A 23,932-nucleotide genomic window follows, 5' to 3' on the forward strand; every position below is an offset into this window, starting at 1 on the left:
ACGAGGGCGTGGCTGAACTGAAACTGGGATACAAGGCGTCGGCGGAGCAGTTCGCGCCACGTGAGTTGGTCGAGCTGGCGGTGCTCGCCGAGGCGCACGGGATGGACAGTGCGACGGTCAGCGACCACTTTCAGCCCTGGCGTCACGAGGGCGGGCACGCGCCGTTCTCTCTGGCGTGGATGACGGCGGTGGGTGAGCGCACTAAGCGGCTGGTCCTCGGCACCTCGGTGCTGACCCCCACGTTCCGGTACAACCCGGCGGTCATCGCGCAGGCCTTCGCGACGATGGGGTGCCTGTATCCGGACCGGATCTTCCTCGGCGTCGGCACCGGTGAGTCCCTGAACGAGATCGCCACCGGCTACGAAGGTGAGTGGCCCGAGTTCAAGGAGCGCTACGCGCGGCTGCGTGAATCCGTCCGCCTGATGCGCGAACTCTGGCTCGGCGACCGCGTCGATTTCGAGGGTGAGTACTACAAGACCAAGGGCGCCTCGATCTACGACGTCCCCGAAGGCGGTATCCCGATCTACATCGCCGCGGGCGGACCCCAGGTGGCCAAGTACGCCGGCCGGGCCGGTGACGGCTTCATCTGCACCTCTGGCAAGGGCGAGGAGCTCTACAAGGACAAGCTCATCCCCGCGATGCGCGAGGGCGCCGAGGCGGCCGGGAAGAACCCCGACGACATCGACCGGATGATCGAGATCAAGATCTCGTATGACACCGATCCCGAACTGGCGTTGGAGAACACCCGGTTCTGGGCGCCGCTGTCACTGACGGCCGAGCAGAAGACCAACATTCACGACCCGCTCGAGATGGAGAAGGCCGCCGACGAGCTGCCCATCGAGCAGGTGGCCAAGCGCTGGATCGTCGCCTCGGATCCCGACGAAGCCGTCGACAAGGTCAAGGACTACGTCGGCTGGGGTCTCAACCACCTCGTCTTCCACGCCCCCGGCCACGACCAGCGCCGGTTCCTCGATCTCTTCCAGAGGGACCTGGAGCCGCGGTTGCGGCGGCTGGGGTAGGTGCTTTACCCGCGGGCGTCCGGATGCTCGAAGCCCGCATAACGCAGCCATTGACCGGCGGCGGATATCAGGTCCTCGAACGGCCGAAGCTGCAAGTCCGGATAGCGTTCGGCGAATGCTGTTGACGGTAGTTTCTTCGGCGTGCCCTGAAGCCACCAAATCTGCTTATCCACAGTAGGTTTGGGAACAATGGGTTGAGCTTCGGAAATCGGCGGTGAGAGCCAGTCGTTCAACTGCTGCTTGAGCCGGCCTTTGGTGTCACCACTCATCCGGCGTTTGAGAGCGCGGGCCGGCGCGATGTTGAGGATCGCGCGCATGCGGCTGTCCCGGAACTCCATTGGTTCGAGCTGCCATATCGTCGAGGGATCAACGCCCACTTCCCGAGCAATGGCGCCATAGAAATCCGCCCAGGAAATCGTCTCGCTGTCGGCGACGTTGAAGACACCGGACTCGGGATGGGGCGACTTCCCCAGTTGAACGAGGTGCTCGATGAGGTTGTCCACGTGGATCAGGTTGCAGATCCCGCGCCCGTCGTCGAACAGGTAGGCAGTGCCGTTGATCAACTCCCTGGCCGGATTGACCAACCATCCAGACCCGGGGCCCCAGATCAGTCCCGGCCGCAGGATGACAACCTTCACGGGCCCGTCCGACTGGGATCGCAACCACGCTTCGGCAGCTGTTTTCGCTTGGGCGTAGACCATCCAATGCTCGTCGCCGGGGAAGGAATCGTCGGTCAGATCTGGTGCTTCCGCTCTTCCGAAAACCTCGGCGGAACTCGTATGTACGAAGAGGGGTACGTCAGCCTGCTGGCAGGCGGTGTGAATGGACTGGGCGTCGCTGACTGCGCGCTGGTCGTCCCCCGTCGTCAGGTTCACCACCATGCCGCATCCCTGTATCAGTGGAACCAGGGATGCCGGATCGCCGGCGTCACCGACCACGGTGCGCTTGCCGAACCGCGCCAATCGTCCTTGACTGCGCGAGGATCGGACGATGGGCACCAGGGATATGTCCCCGAGAAGTTCGGCACGCTCGATGAATCGCGCACCGACGAAGCCTCCGGCGCCGATGATTGCGATGGGCTTTGTCACGGGCCGGCCTTCCAGTGCTTAGCTCGCGCGGCTACCTGTTCTTCTTCGGACAGCCATGGGCAACTCAGTGGCTCAGCGCGCTCGTAGGCCTGCTCGATGGCGGCTTGCACGCTTGCGGCCTGGACGCCGGTCACCGGCAAGGCTTCGCCATAGCGAATGCACCTGAGCATCGCGACCAATTCGGCATCAAAGCACGGGCGGATGTTGCCGGGGCGTATCCGTTTTTCGGCTGTCGGGCTGAGGTCCGCGGGCCACGATGTCTCCGCCGGTACCAGCGACCAGCCCTGCGGCGTTTTGCGGCGGTAGGTGCGGATGTCGGCACCATCGAGCATCACTTCGCCTAGGGCGCCACGTATCCACAGCCCATTGTTCAACGGGTACTCCCAGCTGACTTGCATGATGCCGCGGGCCCGCGGAAACGTCAGCGCCAAAAGCGAATTCGTCTCGACGCCACCGTCGAAGCTGTCATCGTAAGAGCGGCTGACCACTGGATCACCGAAGATCCAGGTCAACTGGTCCAGCATGTGTACGCCGATGTCCAACAGCGCACCACCACCCGATCGCTCGCGGCGGAATACCGCATCGGTGGCAGTCGGCCAGCCGTAGGTGTTGCCTTCGCGGTAGGTGAACTCGAGTTCATCGCCGAGCTCGCCACTCGCGACAAGCCGTGCGACGTCGGCAAAATTCGCATAGAACCGCCGTGGATACGCCACTCCCAGCACGCGGTCGGCTTTCGCGGCCGCGGCGTTCATCCGATCCGCGTCGGCCACTGTTGTCGTCATGGGCTTTTCGCACAGCACGTGGCTACCGTGCTCGAATGCCGCACAGGCATTCTCGGCGTGGAAACCGGCCGGCGAGGCAACAATTGACAGCTCGTACGAGCCGTCCTGAAACGCTGCCTGGCAGTCCGGGTAGGAACGTGCTTGCTTGAACCGATCTGCGATCTGTCGTCCCCGTGATTCGTTGGGATCAACGACGCCCACAACCTGGATGGCCTTGGCTTTCTCCAGCCGGCGTAGCGGGGGCACGTAGTGCTCCTCGACCACTGCTCCTGCGCCGATCACGAGGACACGGATCATCGACAGCCTCTCTGCGCGGCGCCTGGCCCACTGGTTCATGAACAGGTCGAGCCTAATACGTCGGGGGTTGGCAAAATGGTCAATCCTGCTCAGCGTGCCCCGTTGTCGGTGACAGCAGCCGCAGGACGCGGGAAACCAGCGGCTTCACTCGGGTCGGGGCGTGCGAAATGATTCGACTTGTCAGCTCGGGGTCCACCAGCGGCATGACTTTCAGCACGCGGACGGCGACCAGGAAAACAAGGATCGCAGCGGGTATAGCAAGCACCAACGATACTGGGCCGCCGATGTTTTGGACGATGGCATAGGCGGCCCCGCCCTGTGCCAGAGCGGCAAGCGCGATCGCTCCCAGCGCGCGAAACGGTAGGTAAAATCCTAGTTTCGTTGCCGCATAGACCATTTCGATTGCTATGACCAGGATCTGGATGATCCCGCGTGACCAGGCTGCGCCCATCAAGCCGTATTGCGGTATCAAGAGAAATCCCAGCAGGATCACGCCCACCAGGCCGACAGCGTTGGATATCAACAGGATGCGAGTCTTCCCCAGGCTCAAGGTGAGCTGGAGAGCGGTTCCGCCAAGACTGTTGATCGCGATGACGACCAGCAATAGTGACGCGACCGGGACGGCGTCGGCGAAATCGGCACCGAAAACCAGCGGTATCAAAACCGGCGTGATTGCCGCGAGGCCGAGGCAGAGCGGGAACATCACCAGCGCCATGAGCGACGTCATCGTCCGGTAGAGGCGCCGCATGTCTTCGTGTGCGCCCCGGCCGCTCTGCTCGCTGAAACGCGGTAACAGGGCCGACAGAAACAGGGGCGGCAGCTGCGCCGCCATTTCGGCCACTGTCAGCGCCACCGCGAATATGCCGACGGCACTGATACTGGCGTAGTGCTCGAGGAAGACGACCTGCGTTCTGCCGAACAGGAGATTGCCGACCAGACTGATCGTCCAGCTCACCAGCGCGAACCCTACGAGTTCTCGCCTGAGTGACTGATCAACGCGGGGCTTGTGGCGTAGCAGCGGAAAGAGTCGGCTTGCCGGCAGGAAGGTTGCGGCGATACCGCCGGCCAGCGCGCCAGGAATCCCGAACAGCCAGGCGCCCACCACAGTCGTGGCAACCCTCATCAAGGCCGAGGCGCCGGACACGCGAGCGACCTTGTCGAATTGTTGCTCGCCTCTCAGATTGAACAGATACAAGTCGGACAGTCGCCAGCAGAGGAACCAGATCAGGGCGACCGTGATCACGACGATCTGTGAATGTGGAGAACCTCCTTGCAGCGCTCCTCTCCCCGGCCCGTCAAGGAAGGCGAACAACAGCGCCCCGACCGCGACCGCAGCCACCACGGACAGCCGTACGATTGTTCCGACAAGGCCATCTACCTGGTCGTTTTTGCCGGCAGCACGCAGGTTCGGAATGAATCGCTGCTGCACAACGTCGCTGCCCAAGGTTGAGGCCGCCGCAGCGACTGTCACGCACCACGTGACGTACGCAACGACGCCGAAATCTTCAGGCCCCAGCAGTCGTGCCGCAATCGCGCTGCCGACGAATCCGGACAGCGTGACAGCGGCGCCGGAAATGAAGCCAAAAAGCGTGTTGCGGGCAAAATTTTGCGCCATCAACGTCCTTCGTTGAGACGGCCGCGTCCCGGTCGATGCGCGGCGATCATGGTGCTACCTCCACGATTCGGAGCAGGAAAGATTGATTCGTCCGCGATGTCGTAGATGCCCCCTCCGATGACCGCTGCCCACAACATATCGCTGGGATGCTCATGGCACTTGGATGATGGGCAGATTTGGGATGCGCCGAACCATCAGCGACTAAACGCGGTCTGAACCGCCGTCGCGGCGCCTCTTCACAGAAGCCCAACCCAGCAGCGCCGCCGTTGCAATGCCACAGGCCGTGAGCAACAGCGCCGCGATCCATTTTTCATCAGTCCGAGGAGCGCCGTGCAGCCCGAGCAGACCAAGGGCGGCATCCGGCCAAAACCCGATTGTCGGGCCACCCCGGCACGCTCCGTCGGTCTCTCCTGGATTCTTCACCCACAGAAGGCCATCGAGTGCGCCGCCGCGGAACAGCCGCGGTGGATTTCCTAATCGAGCTCCCGGCGCGTTGCAGGTGTCGTCCTGCGGACCCGCGCCGTTCCGGCCGATGTCGATCACATAGTGCGAGTCGGTGATACCGAGCTTGCTGAGTTCGGACCGCACGCTCTCGGCGAACTGCACCTCGCCGTCCGTCGTGTTGTAGTTCGAGACATTGAGGCTGAACCCCGTAACCTTATCGACGCCAACACTTTTCAACCGTTCTGCGGTTTCCGCTGCGCTCCACCATTCCTCATGTCCCGCGTCGATATAAACCCGAGCGCCCGTGGTCGAAAGCGCGTCGACCGCATAACGCAGCATGCCAAGGCGGTCGCCCTGCCCGCACTGCCCCAGCTGCGGAAGTGCATCGGGTTCGAGGATGACGATCGCGTCGCGATGCCCCTTCAACGCTGCGGCAGCGCCGTCCACCCAGTCCTTGTACTCCTGCTCATTCCGCGCACCCGCGCTTGGCCAGGGGGTGCAATTGAGCGCAGGGATCCGGTAGAGCACGATCGCCGGGACCGCATTCGCGGCCGCCGCGCCGGCGAGGTAGTCGCCGATGTCACTGCGGACCGTCGCGGTGGTGGACCAATCGCTGAACCACTTGGCTTGCGGCGTTTTCGCGATCAGCTCGAAACGGGAATCCTCCCGCGCGGCGGCGATCGCCAGCAGATCGGGATCGGCATACAACCTCGTGTTGACCGGCGTGCTGCCCGCTACCGTCCCCGAACCGGGGGAGTCGTGCGGTCGCCGCGAATCGATGAGGGCGACGATTACCACCAGCAGAATAATCACGACCGCTGCTGCCAATGCCGTCGGGCGAACGGCGCGCCTTGCTCGTTGCTTCACCCGCTGCTCATCGAGTGTCGATCTCGTACCGCGTGTCTTCGGGTCGCGCCAAGAACAACACCGCAAGCGGGATTACCGTCACGGTCCAGAACACCGCGTTGTCGACGAAGCCCAGCGGCACCTCGAAGCAACCGCTGATGAACGTTCCGGTGACCAGCATTGCGGCGACCGCGAGGTAGCGGCTGCTCGGCACCGTGATGGCATACGCCTGCACGAGAAGCGATACGACAGCGAAGAACGCGAGCACGACCCCGCCGGTGGTAAGCCAGTGAACGAACTGATTGTGGCCAGAGAAGGCCCCATTGGGTAGCGGGGACAAGTCGCTCCCCGCGATTTGCGCATACCAGTCTCTGCCGACACCGAACACAAACCCCCGCGACCACCACTCCGTCAGCGAGCCGTTCCAGATGACGCCACGGGCTGTGTAAGCATCGTCGTCCCACCCGCCGGAAAGCCATCCGCTCAACGGCAGCACACTCATCATGACGACGGCCGCGACGGCGGCAACACGTGCCACCGCTGATGCTGCACGGCGCCGTCCGTACTCCGCAAGCGCCCAGACCGCGGCACCCACCACGAGCATCAACGCCGTCGCAAGCATGGCATTGCGACTGGAGGACCAACTGATGGCGAACCCGACGATCGCTAGCGAAGGCAGCCGCCACCTCCACCGGGGGAGCATGACCACCGCTGGGACGCCGATCGAAAGATACAGGCCCAGAATGTTTTCCGCGGTAAACATGCCCTGCAGCAAGCCAAGTGAGGGGAACACCGCCTTGTCGATGCGCTCGCGCACTGTCCCGTCTGCGTCACGCACCCGGCCGGCGTCCGGCATCAGGAAACCGAACGCAATCGCGATGACCGCCGTGAGCACCACGAGTACACCCAGCGCGACGAGCACACGAGGGCTTGGCCGCAACGCGGCCAGGGCCAACACCACGAGCAGGTAGAGAACGCTTTCGGCGGGCGGCGAGCCGGAATACAGGTTCCGAATCAGGATCACCACCCAGGGCGCCAACAGCACAACGATGCGCCACGGGCCCGGTCGGGTGACCTGGTTGATGCGGAACAGGATGATGGCGACGCTGACAACCGCGGTCAGCAGGAAGGACAGGCTCGAGACCAAGCTGGCGGCGCGCGGCCAAATGGGTTCTTGGCCGACCGGGACGAACACCTTGTCCGCAGTCAGCGATAGCGCGATGCGCGCGCCGACTGCCCGGGACCACAGGAGGACGATGAGCAGAACGGCTGCGGCATCAGGGGTGATGTACAGCCGGCCTCTCAGTTGCATTGGCCCTCCACTGGCACTGCCCGGGCCATGCCGAGGTGGCGGCACGCGGGACCCCTGGATGTTACCGGCCGGTGCGCACCGCGAGCGCCAACGCGCTCCTGGTCCGGAGCGGCCGATGCAACAATCGTGGAGTGGCCGACCGTTACCTGATCGCTATCGCTACGTACCACCGACCAGCGGGACTACAGCGAATACTCGACAGTCTGCAAGCGGCCATCGCGTCGTCGGACGTGGATGTCGTCGTCGTCGACAATGATGCCGAGGGATCGGGGCGTTCGGTCGCGGTCAACCATCCGCTTGCCCCCATATATGTGGTGGAGCCAGAGCCGGGTATCTCGGCTGCCCGCAACCGGGCCCTTCAACACTTCAGTGATCAATACAGGGCGATCATCTTCGTTGATGACGACGAGTGGGTGTCCCCAGATTGGCTGACCACTCTGACGGCCTATGCGGAACAGACACAGGCGGCCGTGGTACCAGGTCCGACCAAGAGCGTCTTCCTTGAGCCCGCACCGGAATGGGTGCAACGCGGTGGTTTCTTTGCCGGCCGTTTTCCCGCGCACGGTGATCTTCTCCCTACCGCACCGGCGGGCAACACCTTGCTGGCCCGGGATGCGTGGGTTCGTGCCGGCTCGCCCCGATTCGACCCTTCGTTCGGGGCGACGGGCGGTGAGGACACTGACTTTTTCCGCGGGATCCGAAAGTCAGGCGGCGCCATACTCTTCTGCGCGGACGCGGTGGCTTACGAAGAGGTGCCGCTCGACCGGCAGTCGTTGCGTTGGGTGCGCCGGCGAGCGATCCGCGAGGGTGCCATCGAGATCCGAGTGCGGCGCAAGCATCATGATTCGTTGTTGACAGGGTTGGGAAAAGGCGTGCGGAGCGCCGGATACGGAATCATCTTTCTCGCCATTGGGTTGGCCAGACGCCGTGGCCTCCAGGCGAGACCGTATTTCAGTCTGTTCTTTGCGTGCGGGCAATTTGCGGCGCTCTTCAACTACCAGATCGAAGAATATTCGCAATCCGGGAAGGCGAAGCGAAGCCGCTAGCGGGTCAGACTTTGTAGGCCTCGCGCCAGAAGCCCAACGGGTTGCGGATGGCTCGCCCGAGCTTGGCTCGCTGCATCCGGGCGTGCGCCTTCTTCAATTCCGGTGCGAACGGGCCGGGGCCCGCGGTGAGGTAGCCCCACAGCAGCGCGAACGCTCCGATCACGTAAGGACGTCGGGCAATGTAGCGGGCGCAATGCACGAGGAAGTAAGTGAAGTCGTAGCCGATCCACCGACTCGTCCGGCCATTGCGGTATCGCCCCTGGATCTCTCCTGCGCTTGCGCCGATAGCTCGCGTCAACTCGAAATGAGCGGCAGTGTCCACGCGGGTTTCCAAACCCGTGTGGTAGTTGACCGCGATCTCGTCGATCGCATCGAAGCCGTGTGCCGTCGCCAGCGACTCTGTCGCCCGGTACGCATCGATCGTGTACAGCTTGACCGCACCGGGCACGTGGAACTTCTGCTCGGCCATGCCCCTCGTGGCGATGACGCCGCCCGCTACGCCGACGGGACCGCTGGCAAGCGCCACGATCCGTTCGAGGTAGTCCGGAGCCAGGCGCGCGTCGGCGTCCAACTTCATCACGTGCGAATACGGTTTCTGCCCTAGCGCTCTCTCCACGCCGAAACGCCATGACCTGAACTCCGACCCGGAGAGCAGTCCGCCGTCGTTGGTCTTCGACAGCAGCGTGGCGAACTTCTCGGTATCAACTTGAGCGAGACGGTCGGCGGTGCCATCGGTGCTGCCGTCGTCGACCACTACCCAGTCAAAGTCCCGGAATCGCTGCGCCTGGAGGCAGGCGAGGAGACCCGCCACGTTGTCGATCTCGTTGTACATCGGCGTGACGATGAGCAGAGTCATAGGTCTTCCCCCCATTTTCTCGAACCGGCGTGAGACTGCCGAACAACCTGCACAAATGGAACCACGTCACCGACGTAGCGCTTCAAGAGTCGGGCGGGATCGGTCAGGATTCGGTGGAGCCACTCGATCCCGAGGCGCTGCATCCATTTCGGCGCGCGGCGGGCCTCCTCGCCGGCGACGAAGTCGATGGAAGCGCCGACGCCCATCAGCACAGCGGTCACACCCTCCGCATCCAGCAGGCATACGGCCACCCGCTCCTGTAACGGAGAACCGACACCTACCAGCACGACGTCGGCTTCGAATGCGGCCACACGTTGAGCGAGCGCACGGACGTTGTCGGCTGAACCGAGCCACCCCACGGGAGCTTGTTCCGACTCGACGAGCCAACCATTTTCACGGAAGACCGCCGACGCAGCTGCGAGCGACGATGGCGTCGAGCCACCGACGAGAAAAATGCGGCGTCCTTCGCCGCGCGTATGGGCCAGGGTCTGCGTGATGCCACTTCCGGTGGACCGGCCCGAAATCCCAGCACCCAGACTTTTCGCGAGGCGCACAACCGGCCAGCCGTCCGCGAGAATGAGCTCGGCTCGTTCGTAGATCGATGCCAACTCGGCTGAAGATTGAAGCCTCGCAACATGATTCATGTTCGGAGTCACGACAAGGTGTGGTGCTCCCGCGGCTAGCGGCGCGCTGCGCGTCAAGAGGGCGTCGATAACCTCTGGTTCGCTTATCTGGGAGATGTTGAAGCGAGCATGGCGTGTGACAATCGGTCGCGACACCCGCCACCCCATTTCTCGGTCGACGCTTCGGGCCACTATATCTTGACCGTGGATGGCCAGTGGCCGGTCGCCCTCGACGCGCATGCGCAGGCGCCTATTGGAAAAACACCTTGCGAATATCCTCGACCGGAGTCCTCGATTTCGCCGACACCATCACCGAATGATATTGCGGCGTCAGCTGCGCTTTCAGCTGCTGCAGTCCAGCCACATCCAGAGGGGCAGGATTCCAGTGGCTCAGGGTTCGGATCGTGCCGTCGTTCCAATGTCCCGAATCTTCGCCCAGCACCCGTGTCACGTACAGGCCGTAGAGGACATACTCGGAAAATCGGCTCAGCGGCGCCACGGTACGTTCCCATCTCCGATGGGCGACGCTTTCCATCCGGCGCTGCATCTCCAACACGTTGTCGCGCCGCCAGCAGATCGCGTTGCCGACGTAGTTGGTATCAGCCTCCGCTTCCGCCGGTATTCCGAGCAACCGCGAACTGACGGCCTGCCAATAATCGTTGTCGGCGATTTTGCCGCGCTGCCCGGTTTCGATAAACAACGGCACCTTGCCGTCGCGCTCGTACGCGCGGGGGTCATAAGGCGCAACGTAAAAAACATCGGAATCGGTATAGAGCAGGACGTCGTCATTGACCGCGTTGGGGATGGATAGTTTGACGATCTGCTGCAGGATCCAGTTTTTGACCGGCCGCGTGCGAAAGCTGAACCAGAATTTACGTACGCCGGGAATCCGCACCAGCCAGCTCGGAACAATGTCCTCGACGATCAGTATCTGTGTCCGTGCCGACTCGAAGCGTTTGAACATCGGTACGTCTCGGCGGTCGATGACCAGATAGTGCCGCAAATACGGTGCAGCCCAACGCTCGACGCTCTCGACCAGCAATGCGCAGCGGTCCACATCCGTGCGAAAGCTCGGCGTTACCAACGCATACGAGAGAGGCTTCGCGGCCGGGGTGTTCATCGGCGAAGTATATGGGCTCTCCCACCGACCCCGACGCTAGTCGTGCAACGAATTATTGAACCGGTGTTTCATCATCGATTTGACGCTCTTCGTCGGCCGGCGCCGACGGCTCGTCCTTGCGAACTCGCGTCAACACAACACCGAGCATCTTGGCGCCGGCGTGCCGCAATGAGCTGGTGACCTGTACCAACTCTTTGCGTCGCGTATGCGACGCTTCGGCGACAACGACGACGTTGGAAATGTTCTGGGTGTAGAGCGCTGCCTCGCTCAAGTTCGTGATCGACGGAGCGTCGACGATGATCACGTCGCAGTAGCCGGCAAGTTCTCGCATCAGCTCACCGAACTTCTCGCCGGCGAGCATCTCGCCGGCGTCAATGGCGCTCGCACCGCACGGGATGACGGTGAAACCGCCCCACTTCCACTGGAACAGCGATTCGTCGAGCTCCATGCGGCCGGAAACCAGGTCGGTGATCCCCTGCGACTGCGGGATGCCGACCTGAGCAGCCAGCCGACTTCCCCGAATATCGGCGTCGATGAAGACGACGTGGTTCCCGGCATCGGCGAGCGCACCTGCGATATTGGCGGCCACCATTGTCTTGCCGGCATCGGCCCGGGCTGAGGTGACGACGATGAATGGCGGCGTTTCACCGGCCGCGTACAGAACGTCGATGGCGATGCGATGAAATATCGCCTTCAGTGCCGGTGCGAGCTCCTTGAACTGCAAGAGCTCCCGGGCCTTGACGCCACGTACGGTCGTTATCCCGCCGAGGTACGGAACGCCCAACGCGGTGACATCACGGCGCTTGCGCACCCGGGTATCGAAGTTGTCGACGATCACCGCCGCGAATACCGCGGCGACAAACGCCAACCCAAGCGCCACGATCAGGTTGAGCATGGTCTTCGGAGATGAGGGGTGCGAGGGAATCTCGGCGGGCTGAAGCACGGTGACCCGGATTGGCGAGTCAGCGATCGTGTCGGAGCCCTCGAGGCTGGCGACGGCCCACGGCAGCTGACTGGCGATGCGATTGGCGGTGGCGGCGGCCTCCGGACCTGTCGGCGCCGACACCGTCAGGCTGACCACCGAAGTGCCCGCCGGGATCGCTACTTCTGTCCGACTGATCAGATCGGGCACCGTGACACCCAGGCTGAGCGAATCGATGACGGGCTGGAGCACTTGGTCTGTCGTGACCAGCTGTGCGTAAGTCTTCATACGATTCCCGAGATACGTCTCAGTCGTGTTGCGGGTTTCGATCTCGGTAGCTGCGGACAGGTTGGGCGCGAACACAATCCGAACGTCGGTGGTGTAGGTCGACGGGATGAGCAATGTTGCACCCACTAGCGCTGCGCCGACCACGACGAACACGGACACGAGTACAAGCCAGCGTCGCGCCAGCATACGGAGGTAGCTACGAAGGTCCATACTCCACCAAACTTGTCGGCACCAGAAATCGCGAATCCTGCACGTTAGTGGTGGCCTGCTCCTTGAATGGACAATAGCGCGATGAATCCCCGCCGGGGGGCAAGGACAACACGAGTGTCACGCACGCCGTTTGCCGCGATTGCTATTCGCTCGCTTTGTCCAATTGGCCGTCGCCGTGGCGTGGAATCTCACAGGCTCTCCTTCTCCGGAAATCGTTGCGCAGATCAGTGGTAGCGACGTGGGCGCCGGAGGGGAGAGCGGGACTGCCACCGGAGTCCGTGCCTGTCGATGACGGTAGCACTCACGGCCCGCCTGACCGCCGCGAGAAGGTTTCACAGTCGCGGCGATGTGGCTCCGGTTGATTGATCACGTTGACCAAATCGTCGCCCGGTCATGGTTAAGACCAACGGATTTGCCACACCGATCCTGCTAGAGTGCTAAGCCGCGGCGGGTTGTCAGGGGCGAAAACTCTCGAAAGTGGAACTGCGTGAATTCGATCGGTTCAGTCCGGCTTCCGGCTTCGCGTCGCGTTGTGACGCGCGCGCTCGTCTGGGTGATGGTCCTCGTCATGCCCACGCTGTTTGTGGGGTCATTCGCCGGCTCGGCGTATGCGGAACCCGGCGACCCCACGCTCGTCGTGGATACCGGACCGAATCCCGGGGGCATTACGTTGCCGTGGTCTGCCCTTGGTTTGCAATCCACGGTGAATTTGTACGGCGAGGGTGGCAACAGTTACTCGGTGCCGACACTTGCCGGACTGACCGCTATGCGGTTGCAGGGCATGATTCACACGCCGATCAATGTTACTGCCGGCTATCTCGAGATTGACGACAGCAAAGGCAATTTCCTGGCGTCGGTCGATCTGCCCGTCTTGGCTCCCGGCTCGGTAATGACCCCGTTCGATGTCGATATATCAGCGGCGCGTGTGAGGGATTCATCGGCGGACCTGACGCTCACACTTCACGCACGCGATGACCGTGACCGCATCTGTGGCCCGCTCCCGCGAGTGGAGATCAGTAATCTGGCAACGGTGTTCGCCGGGACACTGCTTCCCGTGACGACGGTCGCGAACTTCTTTGCACCCGTGCTCGGCAAGGTCACGATCTATGCGGCGACCGACGCCAATGCCGCCGAACAGCAGGCGGTGCTGACGTTGACCTCGGCGCTGGCGCGAATCTATGGGGCCCGGCTGACGGCCATCACGGTCGTCAACCAACCGCGTGGCGCGGTACCGCCGCCGGCTTCCGGGCTAGATCGTGCGGTTGTCGTAGAGACTGGCGATCCTGGTCTCACGGTCGAAAACCCCGGGGCACCCGACGCTTACCTACGGGTCTCGGGCGACGGCGACGGGATCTCGAAGCAGGTGTCGTTGATCGCCACTGAACTGCAGCCACTGGCGCAGTCGACCACGGCCCGCGTCGACAAGGCGGGAGCGGATGCTGTCCTCGGCGGAGACACACTGACGTTCAAGCAGTTGAATATCGGTGGCGAAAGAACAGATGTCTTCGGGACGGGCAACCTGCAGGTCGCAATTCAGCGGGCAGCGCTGGGGGCCAGATCTGACAATGTTCAGGTGCATCTGCTCGCCGACTACACGCCTTTCCCCGCACGCGATGCCGCATCTGTCACAATTCGCTCTCAAAAACTTGTTGTCTATCGAGCCGCACTCGATCAATCAGGACGTCTGGACGCAACGTTCAATCTGGACAGCCCGGCACTCGACGAACAAAGCATCAACCTGGAATTCGCGCTCACCTATACCCCCGATCAACCGTGTGGGCCATTAGTCGCGCCTATGACATTCCAGGTCGACCCACGATCAACGCTCACGATGCACCGTGGCGGCCCTCCGCCCGGCGGCTTCAATGCATTTCCGTCCGAGTTCAGCCCCAAATTTCTGGTAGCGCTTGACGGAAATGGCCCTAATCAGCTCAGCTACGCCGCCCGGGTCCTGGCCGCGATTGCGCGTCTCTCCCAGAGCCAACTCACGCCACAGGTTGTCGATCTCCAAAAGGCCGTCGAAAGCACTTCAGGCGCGCTGATTGTGGCCGATTCCAAAGCAATTCAACAAACGTCGCTGAAGCCACCTGTGAGCGGCAACGGCTCGAACGTTAACTTCGCGCTCTCGTCGGAGTTGCAGCTCAACATCGACAAAGGCCTGGGATCCATTCAGGCCTTCGCCGATCCGCAACACAACCGTTCTGTCGTTCTCGTCACGACGACTGCAGATTGGACGCTGCTGGATCCGCTGTTCACCTATATCGACGGGACGACCGGCGACTGGTCACAACTGACCGGTGACGTGCTTGCCGCAGGCGCGGCCGGCACTCCGGTCAACGCCGCGGTCCGACCCACCGCCACTGCGGATGCGCCGACACGTTCGGCCGCTTCCAATTTGGCGCTCTACGCCTACATTGCGGGGGGCGTGCTCGCAGCCATCGCGGTCGTCGCGGTGATCGTGTTCTTGCTTCGGCGCCGAGCCCGCGAAACTCGTCGACTGGCCGATACCCCCAGCCCAGACGATTCGGTTTGATAGAACCCGGCCGGGCACCGACGGTATTGCGGCGTTGCGGCGGCTTTCCGGCCCGAGGGACATTGCGTCAGACGAAGGTTGCTCATAACCTACGGAAATGGGGGGCCGGTAGATGAGCGACGCGGAACGGCATGAGGGCTGCGGTGCTGGGGCGGATTGAACTTCCGGGGCCGCAGCTGAGCGTGAGCGCGGTCGGGTTCGGCTGCGGTGGTTTGATGCAGTCGCCCTCCCGCAAGGAGCGGATGGCGGTCCTCGGCAGTGCCGTTGACCACGGGATGACCCACTTCGACACCGCGCGTATGTACGGGCTCGGGATGGCGGAGGCCGAGCTGGGTGCTTTCGTGCGCACGGTCGACCGCGGCAGCGTGACGATCGCCACCAAGTTCGGCATCGAGGTCGGGGGCATGGCCCAGCGGCTGGCCCGGTTTCAGGCTCCGGCGCGGGCACTCCTTCGCAAGGCGCCGGCCTTGCGGTCCGCCGTCAAGCGGCGCAACGAGCCGGCGGCGACCGCGCGGTTGTACGACGCCACCATCGCGGCGCGCAGTCTCGACCAGAGTCTCACCGCGCTCGGGGTTGATTACATCGACATCCTGTTCGTGCACGGCCCGCAGCCGTCAGACACCGTGGAATTCGACGCGCTCCGCCAATTCTTCGAGACTTCCCGTCAGCAGGGCAAGATCCGAGCCTGGGGAGTGTCCCAGGACGAGGGCCTGGACGTGGATTTTGCCAAGCCATTCGGACCCGAGGGAGTCGACCAGCTTCGCAGTGACGTGCTCCATCCGTCACCGCGCTCGGCGGACCTCACGTTCGGCGTGCTGAACCGGCCGTATGGGATCCTCGCCACCGCACTGCGGTCCGATGCCCAGTTGACGAGCCGATGGCGCGACGCCCTCCATCTCGACCCACTGGCTCCCGGTGTACTGGCGAAGCTGATTCTCGGATCAGCCGCCAGGGCAACGGATTCCCGCGCGATTCTGTACAGCACTACCAAACCGCAACGCATCGCCGAAGCGGCCAGCGCCGTCTCGTCGCCGCTCGACGGCGAGACGTTGGCACGGTTCCTCGAACTCGCCGAGGAGTTTCGACAGGGTGCCACGTGATCCGGCGTCCTGAGGAGTTCACCACGGGCTTGACGATTGAGACCGACGTCGTGATCGTCGGCGCTGGCCCGATCGGTATCTCCACGGCGTTGGAACTCGCGAAGTCAGGCGTCCGGGTGGCGCTCATCGAGAGCGGTCTCGAGCGGACTGACCACACGGCACAGGAGCTCGGCGCGTTCGACTCACGGCAGGACGATTACTTCCATACCCGCAGTGAATTGGCGCTCCGTCGGGCAATTGGGGGTGCATCCGCACTCTGGGGTGGGCGTTGTGTCGCGTTCGACCCGATCGACTTCGAGGACCGGCGGCTCACCGCTCAGTCGCCATGGCCGATCCGCTACGAGGATGTTCAGCCGTACCTTCAACGAGCCTGCGATTGGGCGCAGTGCGGGCAGGCGACGTTCAACGCGCGGGAGGTTCCGGAGCTCGCGCAACTCGATATGGTCGCCGGGCTTCCTGACGGTGACGTTCGTACGACTGACCTCGAGCGCTGGGCGCTGCCAACGCGTTTCGGGCGCGAATACCGGGCCGCCCTGAATGATGCTCCGTCCCTGTCATTGTGGACGGGCCTGACGTGCACAGAGATCGTGACCGCCGCGGGCGGCGATTCCGTTGATTATCTGGTGGTCAAGTCACTTGACGGCCGTGAAGGCAGAGTTGTCGCAACCGATTACGTGATCGCGACGGGCGGCATCGAGGCAACCCGGCTGCTGCTGGCGTCAGACCGCCATCATCCGACGGGGCTGGGAAACGCCGGCGGGCACCTCGGACGGTGGTACATGACTCACGTCGAGGGCCGGTTCGCCCGCGTGAAATTCAACACCGACAAGGTGATCCACCAGCACGAGCGTGACAACGACGGAGTCTATGTCCGTCGGCGGTTCACCCTCAGTCCAGAGGTGCAGCGCGAGCTGAATATGCCCAATGTCGCGATCTGGCTGGTCAATCCGCCGATCAGCGACCCCGCGCACGGAAGCGGGATTCTGTCGGCGGTGTATCTGACGGTGATTTCCCCGGTCGGTCGTTTTTTGCTCGCGCCCGCGATTCGTGAAGCGCATACCAAGACGGACGGCCCGCCGCAGATCACAGCGCACCTGCGCAATATCGTGCGGGATCTGATTCCGTCGATCCGGTTCGCGGTCACGTTCTCCTATGCCCGTCTCATCCGCAAGGGTCGCAAGGCGCCGGGCTTCTTCGTCAAGAGCGCCGACAACCGGTACCTGCTTCACTACCACGGCGAGCAACTTCCGCATTGGGAGAGTCGAATCGAACTCACCGATGAGTGCGACGCGCTCGGCATGCGAAAAGTCCGGACGCATCTGCACTTCTCGGACGTCGACTACGAGAGTGCCCACAAGGCAGTCGAACTCATCGACACCTACTTACGCGACAACGGTGCCGGAAGTGTGGAGTTGTTGACCGACGATGTCGGGGCATCGGTAGAGACGTTCATGCACGGGTATGCCGGTTTCCATCAGGCTGGGACCACGCGAATGTCCGAGACCGCGGAAGGCGGTGTCGTGGATCCGAACCTTCAAGTCCACGGGGTGCGCGGACTGTACGTCGCGAGCACCGCTGTGCTTCCCACGTCGAGTCAGGCCAACCCGACGCTCGTCGGGATCGCGATGGGAGTTCGGCTGGCTGACCATCTCAGCGACCTCCGTGCTCATTCGTCCCCGGATTCGGGGTCGTGAACCGTGATTGAAAGGCGATCCATGGCGACGCAGATCGGGCTGGTGCCGTGATGGCCGACAATGATGCGGTAATAGTCACGGGCAGTGCGGGTTTCATCGGCGGCGCGCTGGTGTCGCACCTTCGCGAGATCGGCCGTCCTGTGGTGGGGATCGACCGGGTCGCCACGCCGGCCGTCGACTCGTTGGGCCTTGATCTGACGACCATCACCGGGGCCGATTTGCCTTCGCCCTGCCCATCGACGATCGTCCACCTCGCCGCCCTGTCCAAGGAGCCTGGTTTTCCCTGGCGGGACTACTTCGCCAACAACGCCGAGGCGACGCGCCGTCTCTGCCGGGCCGCCGACGACGCGGGAGTGCAGAACATCGTCTTCACCAGTTCGATGATGGCCTTCGCTCCGGGCCCGTGGCGTCGCAGCGAGAGCGACTTCGGCGATGCCGACACGGCGTACGGCGCCAGCAAGCTGCAAGCCGAGGAGATCTTGCGGACGTGGCGGGCCGAGAAACCCGGGCGCCGCATACGCATCGTGCGCCCTGGTGTGGTGTTCGGCCCCGGCGACACCGGCAATATGCGCCGCCTGATCCTCGGCCTGAGCCGGGGGCGCTTTGCGTACATCGGCCGCGACGACACGGTGAAAAGCTGTATCTACCTGAAAGATATGGTGCGCCTGCTGATCCGGCTCATCGATGACGACGGGCCGCACGACACCTACCATGCTGTCTACCCGCAGCCGACGACGATTCACGACCACGTCGATGCCATCAACGCGGCCTGGGGTTGGGACCGCCGGCCGCCGACCGTTCCCTACCGTCTTGCGCTGGCCGCGGCGACACCGTTTGCGGTGGTCGATCCGAAGGGTGCACGTTTCGGCCTGCATCCTCGGCGTATCCAGAAATTGCAATTCGACACCAACATCAGTTCCGAGCGTCTCGCCGATATCGGTTTCACCCAGCAGTACTCGCTTCGCGAGGCCTTTGCTGATTGGCGCCGGGAATGCGGTGGTGGGTTGCCGCAGTGAGCGGTGCCGGGCGCCTTTCGGTGTCCGGGTACGCCGTCAACGCGGTGGCCTCGCAGGCTCGACGGCCGGTGCCGGGGTCGGTGCGCCGGCTGGGGTGACCGGGTCGACTGGCTTGCCTATCACCTCGTACACCCGGAACATCTCGTCGCTGGTCGCGCCGTCCGCCGAGTAGATGAGTCTGGCGATGCCCGCACCGTCGGACCACAAGGTCGGATATCGACGGTTGACCGCGTCAGGGATATTCAGCCGCGGATTTGTCGCCACGATGTAGCGGATTCCCATGTCCCAGGGGCGGTTCAATGCCGCCGAGAAGTCGTAATCGCTGGTGATCACGAATTGCTTGGGGTGGTCTGTGGACAGCCAGACACCCCACGCCAGGAAGGTGTCCATCAAGACCGTGCCATCCTGGAGATTCTTCGCGTCGAGCCAGTTGGCGAGTTGCCGCTCGCTGATCAACCGCCGACGTGCCGGTTGCTTCTCGGGAGGATGGCCGACCGGGTCGACGAGGGACACAAAGCTCGATTCCAGCTGCCCATACGCGATGTCTTCGTTGATGATCAGCGGTGTGGTCACCGGGATTGCCACCAGCACCGAGGCGGTGAGCAATGCGGCGGCGGCACGGGCGGAGTGCCGATCCACTGTCCCGCGGGCAGGCCGCGCCCGTGTCGATGGCCAACAGGCGACGGCGATGCAGACCACCATCGGAATGGCCAGCAGGTAGAACCGCCACCAGCCGAATGTCATTGAAAAGTGCTGTGCCACTGCGGCAAACGTCAAGGTCGCGCCGAGGATCGCGACCGGTACCAGAGCGCTGACTTGTCGTCGGAGTACAGCGATCAACACCGCCATTGCGACAGCAAACCCGGTCAGAGGTTGCATGCCGAAGAGCCGTGCCGCAATGACCAGCCACCCTGAGCCCGGGTCGATGTGACCGACGTGCGCCAACCGTTGGGCGACCTGGCTGCTGTTCCCGTACTGAGAGGAGAAGGTGGCGAACAGTTCCCCGTTGATGATCCACCCGGTGACCGCCCAGATGACGATGGTGACAGCGACGGGAAATCCGACAATGGCCGCGTTGAGGACAGTTGCCTGCACCCGGTCGGCATATCGTGAACGGTGCCAGCTGACCACCCCAACCAGCAGCACAGCTCCGGCGGCGGCCGGGACCACCTCGTAGCGGGTGAGATATCCAGTCCCCAAAGCTATGCCGGCCCAGGCAAGGTCGCCGACGCGCTCGCTCTCGCACCACCGCATCAGGTGACGCACCGACCAGACGAGGCAGAACATCTCGGCAGCCTCGCTGAGTCCGGAGGCGCCGTACAGAATGATCATCGGATGCAGGGCCACTGCGCCCACCGCGACCCATCGCCATCCTCTGGGTAGTCCTCGGTCGAGTGCGATGCCGCGAACCATGAGTGCCGTGCCGGCCATGAACAGTGAACTCTGAATGACTCCGGCGATGCCGTAGTACTTCAGCGCTGGCCACCAGTGGCTCAGTGCAACGAACGGTATTTCGACCATGCTGGGTAGCGGATTCCAGACGAATCCGATGGCCGACAGGTGTGGGTCGCGGGCAAATATCGTAAAGCCGGCATTGGCCACCCGGTTGGGTGCGTCCGGTTCAAAGATGTTGTACCGCAACACGAGAATGATTCCGATTGCGCAATAGAGTGCTGCCAGGGCAGAAAAGAGCAGCAGTCCTGGCCAACGCGAGCGGCCCTTGGCGGACCGTTCGGCGTCGATCTCAATCGGTGGTGTTAGGACCGTGTTCACGGATCAGGGGTGGTGGTGGCGCGCCGCCGCCGGCGTATCACCAAAAGTGTCGCGGCGATGACGAGCGCGGCGGCGCCGACGCCCAGACTGAGCCACCCCCACCATTTCCAGACGGTGCTGGGATTGGGCTGGTGGGCCATCGGGCCGCCCTCATTGACCGACATGTTGACCGTGTGGACTGCCGGACCCGTCGCCACCACGTCACCGACGACCGACGCCCAACGACTGGGTAGGCCGCGAATGTAATCGAACGACGCATCGACCAAAGACCAATCGCCGGTGGCAGAGATGGCCAGTACCGTTCGGTCATTGTTGGTGAACGCCTGGATTGCGCCGAGCGAACCGTTGATGTTGAGGTCGGTGGCCGGGTCACCATTGACGCCGACATCGCTCGCGCCGTTTGGCACGAGCGGTGGCTTCATGCCGGCTTTGGTCAGGGCGGCACCGTTGGTGACGGCCAACAACCCGGTACGGGAATTGGCCGCCTGACCGAAGGTCGTCACTTTCGGGCGCAGGGTCACCGACGTCTGCTGCGCCATCAGATTGATCGCCTGCGCGGCGAACCTGATGTATTCGGGGTTGTCGAGCGCCACGTTGAAGTCGGGGGTGAACGCCATCGGGAGTACGGGAAATCCACCGCGGTTGTTGGTGCCCGGTGTGACGGTGACGGTCGAGTGCCCGTCCAACGCGAACGTCATCCGATCATTCAGGGGAGCGCACTCCTGTTGCGGAATGTAGCGAAGCTCCAGCGCGAGGCCGACGTTGGACGCGATCTCCTCAGGAGGGATCACGCCGGTGATGTCCACCGTTCCCGAATTGTCCAGCTTTTGGCTGACGAGAATGGTTGAGCCCGAACGGATCAGCAGAGATGCCTGCCCGCTGCCGACCGGTGTGTACTTGGCCAACAGGTGTACCTTGGCGCTGCTGATCGAACCCGCGCCGAATGCGCTCACGTCGAAGCCGGCGTACATGGTGGTGACGCCGAGGACTGACGTTTGACCGGTGACACCAAGCTGGTCAAAGGTTTTGGTGTTGCTCGAGAGGGTGGTGTCGTCCTTGGCCGAGAGCACGACTGCGGCCGGCGCCTGGGCCAAAAACATTCTGTCGTCGGCGAACAACTCGACCTGGCGTGCCAGCGATTGCCCGGTGCCGCTGATCGCCAGTATGGCTGCCGGCGTGTCTGGGTTCTCGACGACCACCCCTGGCAGGCTGTTGTCGCGGACGTCGATGACCCTGACGTTGGGTTCCGGTGCGGGTGCTATCTCTGCGGTGGTGACGTCGATGCGGACCGGCATCGGCCGATACCTCTTCGTCAACCTCGCCACCAAGTCCAGCGCCGCCTGCTGCTGTACAAAGGTCGGGTTTGTGCCGACGTTGATCAGGATTTTGTCGAGGTAGTTGGGCAGGTAGTCGGCGACCGACGTCGGACCACTCGGCAGCCCGGCGAAGGAGCTGGCGAGCTGACTGATCGAAAGTGCCGGGATCTGAGTGCAATTGTTGACGTTTTGATTGCCGTCGCGAATGACGAAGCTCAGCTTGGCCATGCCATTGGCGACGAGAGCCGGGGAGATGTCGAGTTGGAACGGTACCGTCGACGCGTCGGGCGGGACTGGGATGGTGCCGAGCACCATCCCGCGATCGTCGAGGACGTCGACCCGTCCGTTGATCACGTTGACGATCGATCCGATCATGCCGGTGAGCACCGTGGGAGCGGTGCCGGAGGGGACGGGAATCGCGGTCTCACTCGCTTGATTGGCCCCGAGCAGATCAATCCTGTCCGGCAGGCCCAGTTGTGGCCATCCGATCAGGCGCGGAGGCTCGGGCTCCGTAGTCGCAACCAAGTCGGTTTCTGGATCGGCTTGTGCCGGTGCGATTGTCGTGCCCAGCAGCGGTGTCGCAAGCAGAACCATCACGGCGGTGATGGTGCCGAGCATCGCGAAGAATGCTCTCATGAGAGGTGGCCTGTCGACTCGGGGGCGTTGTGGTCGTGAGACAGGCCGTGGACCGTCTTCTCCCAGAAGTCTGGTCTGGTCACCAGCTGGTAGATCGCCTTCACCGCAGCGATCGACTGCAGGAACCAATACAGGGGCACCAGGGCCGCCGCCCACCAGAGGTGGGGTTTACCCAGTGCCTGCGCGACGACGAGCCCGACGAAAATCGACATCGGGGCGCCGATGAGCAGCAGCACCAGGCAGACGTAGTAGGTCAACGGTGGGAACACGACCTCCACGGCGTGGGGCCGGCCCAACATCCACGTCACGAGGATGAACCAGAACACCAGATTGCATGCGGCGGTGAGAGGCACACCACCGGTCATGTTGATGAAGCGCCAGGTGCCCTTCACGCCGATCTCCCTGCGCAGCACCGCGGGATTGCGCAGGTGTACCAGCATGGTTTGTAGGTAGCCCTTGTACCAGCGCGAGCGTTGCCGGATCCAGTTCACCACATCGGAATTGGCCTCTTCCAAGGTCACCGAGTCCAGGATCCGGGTTCGGTAGCCGCATCGAGCCAGACGAACACCGAGGTCGGCGTCTTCGGTCACGTTGTACTCGTCCCATCCGCCGATCTCGCGCCATACCTCGGTGCGCATGTGGTTGGAGGTTCCGCCGAGTGGCACCACACAACGGGCTCGTTCCACTGCCGGCAACACCACGCCGAACCACTGGTCGTACTCGAGGGAAAAGAATCGGGTCAAGAGATTCTGTCGCTCGTTGAAGTAGCCGAGCCGGGCCTGTAGGCACCCGACGTCGGCGGGGGTCTGCCGAAACGCGGCGACGGCCCGGCGCAACTGAAGCGGGTCCGGGATGTCCTCGGCGTCATAGATGGTCATCAACTCACCGCGCAGTCCAGGCAGTGACATGCCGTAGTTGCACGCCTTTGGCTTCGTCTTCGGCATGCTGTGCGGAACGATGACGACCCTGATCGAGGAAAGATTCGCATCGAGCAGCGCCATCTGGGTCGGCAGATCGTCTTCCTCGACCAGCAGCAGGATTTCTAGCTTGTCTCTGGGGTAGTCGAGGCGGCCCACTCCGTTGAGCAAATTGGCGACGATGGAGGGCTCGTCATAGACGGGAAGCAACACGGTGTAGGCCGGCAACTCTTCGTCGGTGAGTGCCAGGGCCTCTTCGTCGGAGATCGTGATCATTGCTGACGCTCGGATCCCGCGCAGCAGAAGATAATTCCGGTCGATGCTGGAGGCGAGGTAGAACGCTGCTACCAGAGCGGTCAATATGGGTGCCTCCACTGACGGAAACACCACAGCCAGGACGGTGAGAATGCCTGCGACGAGGCCGAACCCAATCATGGCGCGTATACCGAACAGATTGTTGGCCGAAAACCGCGGGTGCA

Annotated in this window: 18 protein-coding genes; 6 read left to right on the top strand and 12 right to left on the bottom strand. The window is 63.2% G+C overall.

The window, feature by feature from the left end:
• Nucleotides 1–8: 8 nt before the first annotated feature.
• Complete coding sequence (gene fgd / locus SLQ31_RS26140; protein ID WP_319437055.1) at nucleotides 9–1,019, top strand: glucose-6-phosphate dehydrogenase (coenzyme-F420); 1,011 nt, start codon at nucleotides 9–11, stop codon at nucleotides 1,017–1,019.
• 5 nt (nucleotides 1,020–1,024) lie between these two features.
• Here fgd and SLQ31_RS26145 read toward each other — a convergent pair whose 3' ends face one another.
• The 5 genes from SLQ31_RS26145 to SLQ31_RS26165 all read right to left on the bottom strand — a co-directional run bounded on the left by SLQ31_RS26145 (nucleotide 1,025) and on the right by SLQ31_RS26165 (nucleotide 7,403).
• Complete coding sequence (locus SLQ31_RS26145; protein ID WP_319437056.1) at nucleotides 1,025–2,107, bottom strand: NAD(P)-dependent oxidoreductase; 1,083 nt, start codon at nucleotides 2,105–2,107, stop codon at nucleotides 1,025–1,027.
• Nucleotides 2,104–3,186, bottom strand: coding sequence for a Gfo/Idh/MocA family oxidoreductase (locus SLQ31_RS26150; protein ID WP_319437057.1), 1,083 nt, complete (start codon nucleotides 3,184–3,186; stop codon nucleotides 2,104–2,106). Before SLQ31_RS26150 ends, SLQ31_RS26145 begins: the two co-directional genes overlap by 4 nt.
• A 79-nt stretch (nucleotides 3,187–3,265) precedes the next feature.
• A complete protein-coding gene (locus SLQ31_RS26155; protein WP_319437058.1) occupies nucleotides 3,266–4,801 on the bottom strand; it encodes a lipopolysaccharide biosynthesis protein in 1,536 nt (511 codons plus the stop codon).
• Between the two features lie 201 nt (nucleotides 4,802–5,002).
• Nucleotides 5,003–6,058 (bottom strand): glycoside hydrolase family 6 protein, encoded by a 1,056-nt coding sequence (locus SLQ31_RS26160; RefSeq protein WP_319437059.1) that lies wholly within the window; start codon nucleotides 6,056–6,058, stop codon nucleotides 5,003–5,005.
• Between the two features lie 61 nt (nucleotides 6,059–6,119).
• On the bottom strand, nucleotides 6,120–7,403 hold the full coding sequence (locus SLQ31_RS26165) for an O-antigen ligase family protein (RefSeq protein WP_319437060.1): 1,284 nt from the start codon (nucleotides 7,401–7,403) through the stop codon (nucleotides 6,120–6,122).
• A 131-nt stretch (nucleotides 7,404–7,534) separates the two neighbouring features.
• Between SLQ31_RS26165 and SLQ31_RS26170 the strand changes: the two genes are divergently transcribed.
• Complete coding sequence (locus SLQ31_RS26170; RefSeq protein WP_319437061.1) at nucleotides 7,535–8,449, top strand: glycosyltransferase family 2 protein; 915 nt, start codon at nucleotides 7,535–7,537, stop codon at nucleotides 8,447–8,449.
• A gap of 4 nt (nucleotides 8,450–8,453) precedes the next feature.
• Here SLQ31_RS26170 and SLQ31_RS26175 read toward each other — a convergent pair whose 3' ends face one another.
• From SLQ31_RS26175 to SLQ31_RS26190, 4 genes are all read right to left on the bottom strand, one after another.
• Nucleotides 8,454–9,305: a glycosyltransferase family 2 protein gene (locus SLQ31_RS26175; RefSeq protein WP_319437062.1), complete on the bottom strand. Its 852-nt coding sequence runs from the start codon at nucleotides 9,303–9,305 to the stop codon at nucleotides 8,454–8,456.
• Entirely contained in the window at nucleotides 9,302–9,949 is a 648-nt protein-coding gene (locus SLQ31_RS26180) for a WecB/TagA/CpsF family glycosyltransferase (RefSeq protein WP_319437063.1), read from the bottom strand. Before SLQ31_RS26180 ends, SLQ31_RS26175 begins: the two co-directional genes overlap by 4 nt.
• A 229-nt stretch (nucleotides 9,950–10,178) precedes the next feature.
• Entirely contained in the window at nucleotides 10,179–11,048 is an 870-nt protein-coding gene (locus SLQ31_RS26185) for a DUF6492 family protein (protein WP_319437064.1), read from the bottom strand.
• Nucleotides 11,049–11,100: 52 nt separating this feature from the next.
• Nucleotides 11,101–12,468 (bottom strand): polysaccharide biosynthesis tyrosine autokinase, encoded by a 1,368-nt coding sequence (locus tag SLQ31_RS26190; protein WP_319437065.1) that lies wholly within the window; start codon nucleotides 12,466–12,468, stop codon nucleotides 11,101–11,103.
• Nucleotides 12,469–12,955: 487 nt separating this feature from the next.
• Here SLQ31_RS26190 and SLQ31_RS26195 point away from each other — a divergent pair, with 487 nt between their 5' ends.
• From SLQ31_RS26195 to SLQ31_RS26210, 4 genes are all read left to right on the top strand, one after another.
• Nucleotides 12,956–15,001, top strand: a complete 2,046-nt coding sequence (locus SLQ31_RS26195; RefSeq protein WP_319437066.1) for a hypothetical protein — start codon at nucleotides 12,956–12,958, stop codon at nucleotides 14,999–15,001.
• 176 nt (nucleotides 15,002–15,177) lie between these two features.
• Nucleotides 15,178–16,101 (top strand): aldo/keto reductase family protein, encoded by a 924-nt coding sequence (locus tag SLQ31_RS26200; protein ID WP_319437297.1) that lies wholly within the window; start codon nucleotides 15,178–15,180, stop codon nucleotides 16,099–16,101.
• Nucleotides 16,098–17,795 (top strand): GMC family oxidoreductase, encoded by a 1,698-nt coding sequence (locus SLQ31_RS26205; RefSeq protein ID WP_319437067.1) that lies wholly within the window; start codon nucleotides 16,098–16,100, stop codon nucleotides 17,793–17,795. Before SLQ31_RS26200 ends, SLQ31_RS26205 begins: the two co-directional genes overlap by 4 nt.
• A gap of 50 nt (nucleotides 17,796–17,845) precedes the next feature.
• Nucleotides 17,846–18,811: an NAD(P)-dependent oxidoreductase gene (locus SLQ31_RS26210; RefSeq protein WP_319437068.1), complete on the top strand. Its 966-nt coding sequence runs from the start codon at nucleotides 17,846–17,848 to the stop codon at nucleotides 18,809–18,811.
• A gap of 36 nt (nucleotides 18,812–18,847) precedes the next feature.
• Here the strand turns inward: SLQ31_RS26210 and SLQ31_RS26215 are convergent, their stop codons facing one another.
• The 3 genes from SLQ31_RS26215 to SLQ31_RS26225 are packed head-to-tail and all read right to left on the bottom strand — an operon-like array spanning nucleotide 18,848 to nucleotide 23,888.
• The gene (locus tag SLQ31_RS26215) at nucleotides 18,848–20,584 is read right to left on the bottom strand and encodes a glycosyltransferase family 39 protein (RefSeq protein ID WP_319437069.1); all 1,737 of its coding nucleotides are present in this window, start codon (nucleotides 20,582–20,584) and stop codon (nucleotides 18,848–18,850) included.
• A complete protein-coding gene (locus SLQ31_RS26220; RefSeq protein WP_319437070.1) occupies nucleotides 20,581–22,536 on the bottom strand; it encodes a hypothetical protein in 1,956 nt (651 codons plus the stop codon). The genes SLQ31_RS26215 and SLQ31_RS26220 overlap by 4 nt, the downstream gene beginning before the upstream one ends.
• A complete protein-coding gene (locus SLQ31_RS26225; RefSeq protein ID WP_413643128.1) occupies nucleotides 22,533–23,888 on the bottom strand; it encodes a glycosyltransferase family 2 protein in 1,356 nt (451 codons plus the stop codon). The genes SLQ31_RS26220 and SLQ31_RS26225 overlap by 4 nt, the downstream gene beginning before the upstream one ends.
• Nucleotides 23,889–23,932 lie beyond the last annotated feature (44 nt).

The sequence above is a fragment of the Mycobacterium sp. RTGN5 genome (genome assembly GCF_033804465.1).
Classification (GTDB): Bacteria; Actinomycetota; Actinomycetes; order Mycobacteriales; family Mycobacteriaceae; genus Mycobacterium.